This window comes from Pectinatus cerevisiiphilus (genome assembly GCF_004341685.1).
GTDB classification, from domain to species: Bacteria; Bacillota; Negativicutes; order Selenomonadales; family Selenomonadaceae; genus Pectinatus; species Pectinatus cerevisiiphilus.
On sequence record NZ_SMAA01000033.1, the window covers coordinates 1 to 6,790 of the forward strand.

Genomic DNA, 6,790 nt, shown 5'->3' on the forward strand with positions numbered 1-6,790 from the left:
TACCTCAGGTTATATTTTTGATTAGACACCTAAATCATAACACGAGGTCACTATGGATTTTTATCTGTTCAATTTCATTTTACAATTAACCTAAAAAAATAATGTCAGAGTACGCTTAAATTTTTGCTTACTACAACATTTAGTATAAAGTCTTCTTATTCTTTATGAAAATATAGCTTGACATATAGTTAACCTAGTGTACAATATAGTCATAGAATAGCAATTAGATATTTTACTAACAATATGAGGTTAAGACAATGACAGGACAAAGAAAGAAAATGCTGGAATCTCTTTTCAGGTTGTCAAGGAAATTGTTTGAGGCAATGAAGCAACCAAATAAATTTGGCACAGACAAGCTCTTATACTCGTCGGAAATTCATACCCTCGAAATGATTGGCAAATATCCAGGTATAACCGTAACCGAATTAGCAGACCGACAGGGTATTTCTAAAAGTGCTTTACCAAAACTCATCCACAAACTTATCCAAAAAGATATGCTCTATCGTTATCAAGAACCCGGTAATAAAAAAAATATTCTTTTAGAGTTGACGAATAAAGGCCGCCTTGCCGTTCACCATCACTTCGAATTTCATGAAACCTTTGATAGCGGCATTATGAAAAAAATCAATTCATTAACACCAGAAGAATATTTCTTTCTCAGCGATCTCTTAGAAGAATTGGAACAGTATATTGATCATATGGAACAGGAAAAATAAAAAAATTTCTTTTATAGTTCACCTTATTAACTATATTAAAATAATGAGACATTGAATAAGAATGTCGGTAAGATAAACTTTCTATATCAACATTCTTATTATTTTCTTAAATAGTTCACTTGGTTAACTTTTTTTGAAACAATAATCATTCATATTAAAAGGGATTTCCATTCAACTCCCCTGAAGACTGGTTAACAACTTTAATTATGCATTCCATTATGCACCAAATATTTCTTTATTTTAGTCAACATAAATTTCCAGAAAGGAACTTCGCTAGTGAATACGTTTAAATCAAGAAAAAAACTCAATGGCAATTATAAGTTGACCTGGCAGAGAGAACTTATTTTTCACACACTTACTAGTTATACAGGTTATCATTTTAGTGCCGAAGATATTTATGAAATTATTCATAGACAGTATCCTAAGATTGGTCTGGCCACTGTTTATCGAACCATGGAATTATTTAGTACCCTGAATATTGTCCAGAAACTCGATTTTGGCGATGGATGCCAACGCTATGAACTTTACTCACCACGTCACCACCATCATCTTCTTTGTAATTCCTGTGGCAAAGTTATTGAAATAAAAGGCAGCTTGGCAAATGCACTAGATACTATAATTACTACCATGACGGTGACGAATTTTTTAGTTTTAGATTATCAGCTATATATACATGGATATTGTAAGGATTGTCAAACTAAACGAAATCATTCAGGTCTTTCTACTGTACCTAGTCAGAACAATGTATCTCGTAGTAATGTTATCTGAGTGGTTCTTTACCCATTCACTTTTTATTAAATGCAATAAAATCATTTTTTCAGTTGATTTACGTTCTGGTAACAAACAGGTTATTGAAGTAATATCCTATAATCGATTTATAGTTAGGACTAAAAATATAACACTTCACAACAAGGATATCCCTTGCGAAAGCATGTTAGTGACATTCTTATAGTTAACCAGGTTAACTATACTGTGAATATTCTATTTATGCAAATTTATCTAGCGAGAGTTTATCTTTTATTTTATTACAAAACGATCAAGGGTGGTTATTTATTTCTATGCAGGACTTATTATCTCATTCTATTTTTTGCTATGGGAACAATCATTCTGCGCCACAGCACATACTTATATAGCAACGAATCAAATGTTAACCGTCATATAAGTCAGGTGTTGTCCTATTCTAACTGAACTATTGGACATGCAGCTGTTTTACATTGTCTAGCCTCCCCTTAAATTTTTGTCCAAACAAATTACATATAATAAGGAGTGTTTTTATGTTCAACGTGCGATTGAATCTCAGTCGAAAAAAATACTGTTATATTCTGGCTGTTTTAATTCTATTGTGCCTAATAATTGGAATTATGATAAAAGCATATTTTAGCAAAGCACCGATAAAATCGGAAAATCTCCCTGTGGTCCGCACTCAAGTCATTCAAGCGGCTGACACTGGACAAAATTACACCTATCCAGGAGAGGTGCGTGGCCGCTATGAAAGTCAATTGGCTTTTCAAGTCACCGGTAAAATTATTAAACGTAATGTGCAACTAGGCAGCAGGGTTAATGCCGGTGATGTGCTGATGCAAATGGATGCGAAAGATATTCAGCAAACAGTGAATAGCAATTCTGCTCAAGTGTATTCCGCCCAGTCGCAACTCAAGCTTGCCAAAAGTAATTTGGAGCGCTACCAGCAATTACTGGATGGTGGTGCAATCAGTCATGCTCAGTATGACCAGTACGTCAATGCCTATGATGCTGCCACAGCGGCAGTACAACAGGCGACGGCCCAATATACACAAGGTGCCAATCAACTGGATTACACTTTATTGACAGCTGATCAGTCCGGTGTTGTGTCGGCAATCACCGCTGAGGCTGGACAGATTGTTAACGCCGGTCAGACAGTTGTTACCATCGTTCAGGATGGAGAACGGGAAATCGAAATCAACGTACCCGAAAACCGGCTGGAAGAACTAAAAACCGCGGGACGATTCCAAGTTACTTTCTGGGCCTTACCTAACGTGACACTGAACGGGCAAGTGCGAGAAATCGCTCCCATGGCCGATCCAACAACACGAACCTTCAAAGTGCGCATCAGCCTACTCAATCCGTCACCCGCCATTAAATTAGGAATGACAGCTACCGTTTCCTTAGCTGACGTTGATGCCACTACGGGTTTTTCAATTCCAATATCTGCACTTTATCAGACTGGTGATACGCCTGCTGTCTGGGTTGTAAACAACAATATCCTGACACTACGCCCCATTAAAACCGGTTCTTTCGGTAATGGTACAATACAAGTGTTAACCGGATTGGAAACCGGTGACCGTATTATCACTGCCGGTGTTCATAAATTAGAAGAAGGGCAGAGGGTAAAAACAACCGGTGATTCTCTATGAAGCATTTTAATCTTACAGCATGGTCATTAAAGCACAAACAATTCATTTATTTTTTTATCGTCCTTTTTTTTGCGGCCGGTCTTTTCTCTTACAAGAACGTCGGCCGTATGGAAGACCCAGATTTTGCCATTAAACAAATGATTGTCAGTGTTTCTTGGTCTGGAGCCAGTGCCAGCCAGGTGGAAGAACAGGTTACGGATAAAATTGAAAAGAAACTACAGGACTTACCTGGACTCGACTATTTAAAAAGTTATTCTACACCGGGACATACGGTGATTTACGTTAATCTCAAAGATCAGGTACCCGCCAAAGAGCTTCGTGCCAGATGGGTTGAAGCCCGCAATATGGTGAATGATATCAAAGGAACTCTCCCAGAAGGAGTTTCGGAACCTACATTTAATGATCGATACGATGAAGTATATGGTGTTGTCTATACGTTAACCGGTGATGGATTTACTTATGAAGAAATGAGAGAGCGTGCTGAAAAAATCCGTCGTGTTCTCTTAAACGTTCCCAGCGTAAGCAAAGTTGAACTTCTGGGAGTGCAAACCGAAAAGATCTATATCGAAATCGAAAATAGCAAACTGGCTCGTTTGGGTATTGATCCAACCTTAATTACGACTGCCTTAAAAGAACAAAATACCATGGCTTCCGCCGGTATGTTGGAAACAGCATCAGACGATGCATACTTACGAATTACCGGAATGTTTGAAAATATGGAGGACATCCGTGCTACACCCATTCAAGCTGGTGGGCGCACCTTCCGCCTGGGAGATATCGCCAAAGTAACTCGTGCCTATGCCGAACCATCCGATCCCAAAATGTTCTTTAACGGCCAACCAGCTGTCGGTATTGCACTGGCAATGGAACCTGGTGGCAATATTCTAACATTAGGTAAAAATCTTGATACCACCATCTCCAAAATAAAACAAGAACTACCAACGGGACTGGAAATTAATCAAACTGTTAATCAACCAAAAGTTGTGGAATCCTCCATCAATGAATTTGTTGAATCTTTAGTTGAAGCAATTATCATCGTCTTAATCGTAAGCTTTGCTAGTTTGGGCATGCGCTCCGGTGTGGTCGTAGCCCTAACTATTCCATTGGTCATTGCTATTACCTTTACCTTAATGTATCTGACAGGCATCGCTCTGCAGAGTATCTCGTTGGGAGCCCTCATAATTGCATTGGGTTTATTGGTAGATGACGCCATCATCGCCACGGAAATGACAACCGTCAAACTGGAGCAAGGCTGGAGTCGCTTCGATGCTGCTTGTTTTTCCTATACATCTACTGCCTACCCTCGTTTAACCGGTGCATTAATAACCTGCGCAGGCTTTATTCCCATCGGTTTCTCTAAAGGACTTGCTGCCGAATTTTGTGTTGATCTCTTTTGGGTTATATTCTTTGCTCTCCTTGCTTCTTGGCTGGTTGCTGGAGCAGTCACACCTTTGCTTGGTTATCAATTTATTAAAATAAAACCGGCGCATCGAACAGACAGTGAAAATAATACGCACCATGACCTTTATGACACTCCATTTTATAGACAATTTAAACGCTTGTTATTATGGTGCATGTGTCATCGTAAAACCGTACTAACAGCTACTGTTGTTGCATTTATTGGTTCTATCTTTCTTCTGGGATTGGTTAAACAGGAATTTTTCCCTCCATCGAGCCGTCCAGAACTAATTATACAGCTTAAATTACAGGAAGGAGCTTCTCAAATCAACACTGAAGAAGTGGCACGTCAGTTTGCTAAAGAATTGGACGGTGATCCGAATATTTCCTATTATACATATCATGTAGGGGCAGGAGCTCCGCGCTTTGTGCTCAGTTTTGAACCAACTTTTAATAAATCTAATTTTGCTGAATTCATTGTGGTGACCAAAGATATTCAAGCCCGTAATGCGCTGTCCCAAAAAGCTGAACAATTATTAAACACTAAATTTACAAATGTTCGCGGGCATATCAAATTATTGTTCACCGGAACAGGACCCGACTATCCAGTGATGCTGCGGGTAAAAGGCCCTGACGCTGAAAAAGTTCGTGGTATTGCTGAACAAGTCCGTACCGTCATGGCCGCCCATCCAGCCACACAAAATGTAAATCTCAACTGGAATGAAAAAAATAAAGTAATGCATTTGGAGGTTGATCAGGCAAAAGCCAAAGCTCTCGGACTTAGTTCCCATCAATTGGCCACATCGCTCCAAACTCAGCTATCTGGATCACCGATTACCGAATTTCGTGAGAATGATAAAACCATCAACATGGTTCTCCGTTTTGCGGAAACAGACCGTAATAATCCAGAACGGCTAAAAGATCTCAACATCCATATTGGTAATGGTAAATATGTTCCACTCGACCAAATTGCCACCATCCGTTATGATGCCGAAGAAGGTTTAATTTACCGACGTGATCTGCTACCTATGATTATGGTTCAAGCGGAACTGAATCCTACATCTACACTTACCGGCTCGGATGTAACCAAGCAAGTTTATGGCAGTCTTCAGGAACTCAGAAATAGTCTCCCCACCGGCTATTCCATTGAATTTGACGGTGCAACAGAACGCAGCATTAAAAGCAGTAAATTTCTAGCGGAACCCATTCCGGCCATGATGCTGATCATTATGATTCTGCTCATGACACAGTTGCAAAGTATTCCGAAGATGCTGTTAACCCTTTTAACAGCGCCACTTGGTATCATCGGTGTATCAATCAGTTTACTGCTCACCGGAAGTCCTATGGGATTTGTAGTCCAATTAGGAATTCTTGCTTTATTCGGTATTATTATGCGCAATACCGTGATATTGATGGATCAGATTGAGCAACACCTAGTGGCTGGAGATTCACTATGGGACGCTATTGTATCAGCAACAATCAGCCGCTTTCGTCCAATTATGCTGACAGCTGCAGCTGCTATTCTAGGTATGATTCCTTTGGTACACAGTACTTTATGGGGTTCTATGGCAATTGCCATTGCTGGTGGTTTATTGGTAGCAACCATCCTGACTTTATTGGTATTACCGGTTATGTACGCCACATGGTATAAGGCACAGCCGATTGACAGTACCAAAAACAATTCTTTAAATGATGACGGAAAATCATTGCCTCAATAGCATAGATCAAATTACACAATTGCTGGAAACTATTACATTTTTTAAGTTAATTCAATTATCCATCTTAAAATAATCAAATTGAAAGGAGAAATTATGAGATCCTCATTTGGTTTCATTAATGCAGTCATTCTATCGGTTACTGCGTTCATTCTATTTTCTCAAACTGCTCTAGCAGAGCCATTAGAACTATCACTTGATACATGTATTGCGCTGACTTATGAAGATAATCCAGCATTACAGATTGCTGAAGCACATACGGAGCAAGCAGCCTGGACTATAAAAGAAGCTCAAAGTAATAAGAATGTATCCATTGATTATACACACACTGATATGCGTTCTACATCTCCGCCTACATGGTCGACCTCTTCAGAAGCCTTTTCACCTTATAATTATTTCAGTAACCAGGTTGTTGCCAGTATTCCACTTTATACTGGGGGTAAAGTAGAAAACATGATTAAACAAGCGGAACTCGCTCAATGTCAAGGTAGTTGTCAGTAATTCTTCAAATTTTATATGTGCATCTACTGACTATGCTCCAGATTCGACTGTATGTTCGAAGTGGGCA

At 39.2% G+C, this 6,790-nt stretch carries 5 protein-coding genes; all 5 read left to right on the forward strand.

Annotated features, from left to right (window positions below):
• Positions 1-257 precede the first annotated feature (257 nt).
• The 5 genes from EDC37_RS12035 to EDC37_RS12055 all read left to right on the forward strand — a co-directional run bounded on the left by EDC37_RS12035 (position 258) and on the right by EDC37_RS12055 (position 6,723).
• Complete coding sequence (locus EDC37_RS12035; RefSeq protein ID WP_132551688.1) at positions 258-716, forward strand: MarR family winged helix-turn-helix transcriptional regulator; 459 nt, start codon at positions 258-260, stop codon at positions 714-716.
• Positions 717-1,037: 321 nt separating this feature from the next.
• Positions 1,038-1,484, forward strand: a complete 447-nt coding sequence (locus tag EDC37_RS12040; protein WP_196589854.1) for a Fur family transcriptional regulator — start codon at positions 1,038-1,040, stop codon at positions 1,482-1,484.
• A gap of 506 nt (positions 1,485-1,990) precedes the next feature.
• Positions 1,991-3,109: an efflux RND transporter periplasmic adaptor subunit gene (locus tag EDC37_RS12045; RefSeq protein WP_132551692.1), complete on the forward strand. Its 1,119-nt coding sequence runs from the start codon at positions 1,991-1,993 to the stop codon at positions 3,107-3,109.
• Complete coding sequence (locus tag EDC37_RS12050; protein WP_132551694.1) at positions 3,106-6,225, forward strand: efflux RND transporter permease subunit; 3,120 nt, start codon at positions 3,106-3,108, stop codon at positions 6,223-6,225. The genes EDC37_RS12045 and EDC37_RS12050 overlap by 4 nt, the downstream gene beginning before the upstream one ends.
• Positions 6,226-6,318: 93 nt before the next feature.
• Positions 6,319-6,723, forward strand: a complete 405-nt coding sequence (locus tag EDC37_RS12055; protein WP_132551696.1) for a TolC family protein — start codon at positions 6,319-6,321, stop codon at positions 6,721-6,723.
• The last annotated feature ends 67 nt before the right edge of the window (positions 6,724-6,790 follow it).

Excerpts from the sequence above, each read along its gene's own strand:
- EDC37_RS12035 (WP_132551688.1), top strand. The coding sequence starts at position 258 with ATGACAGGACAAAGAAAGAAAATGCTGGAATCTCTTTTCAGGTTGTCA.
- EDC37_RS12045 (WP_132551692.1), top strand. The coding sequence starts at position 1,991 with ATGTTCAACGTGCGATTGAATCTCAGTCGAAAAAAATACTGTTATATT.
- EDC37_RS12050 (WP_132551694.1), top strand. The coding sequence starts at position 3,106 with ATGAAGCATTTTAATCTTACAGCATGGTCATTAAAGCACAAACAATTC.
- EDC37_RS12055 (WP_132551696.1), top strand. The coding sequence starts at position 6,319 with ATGAGATCCTCATTTGGTTTCATTAATGCAGTCATTCTATCGGTTACT.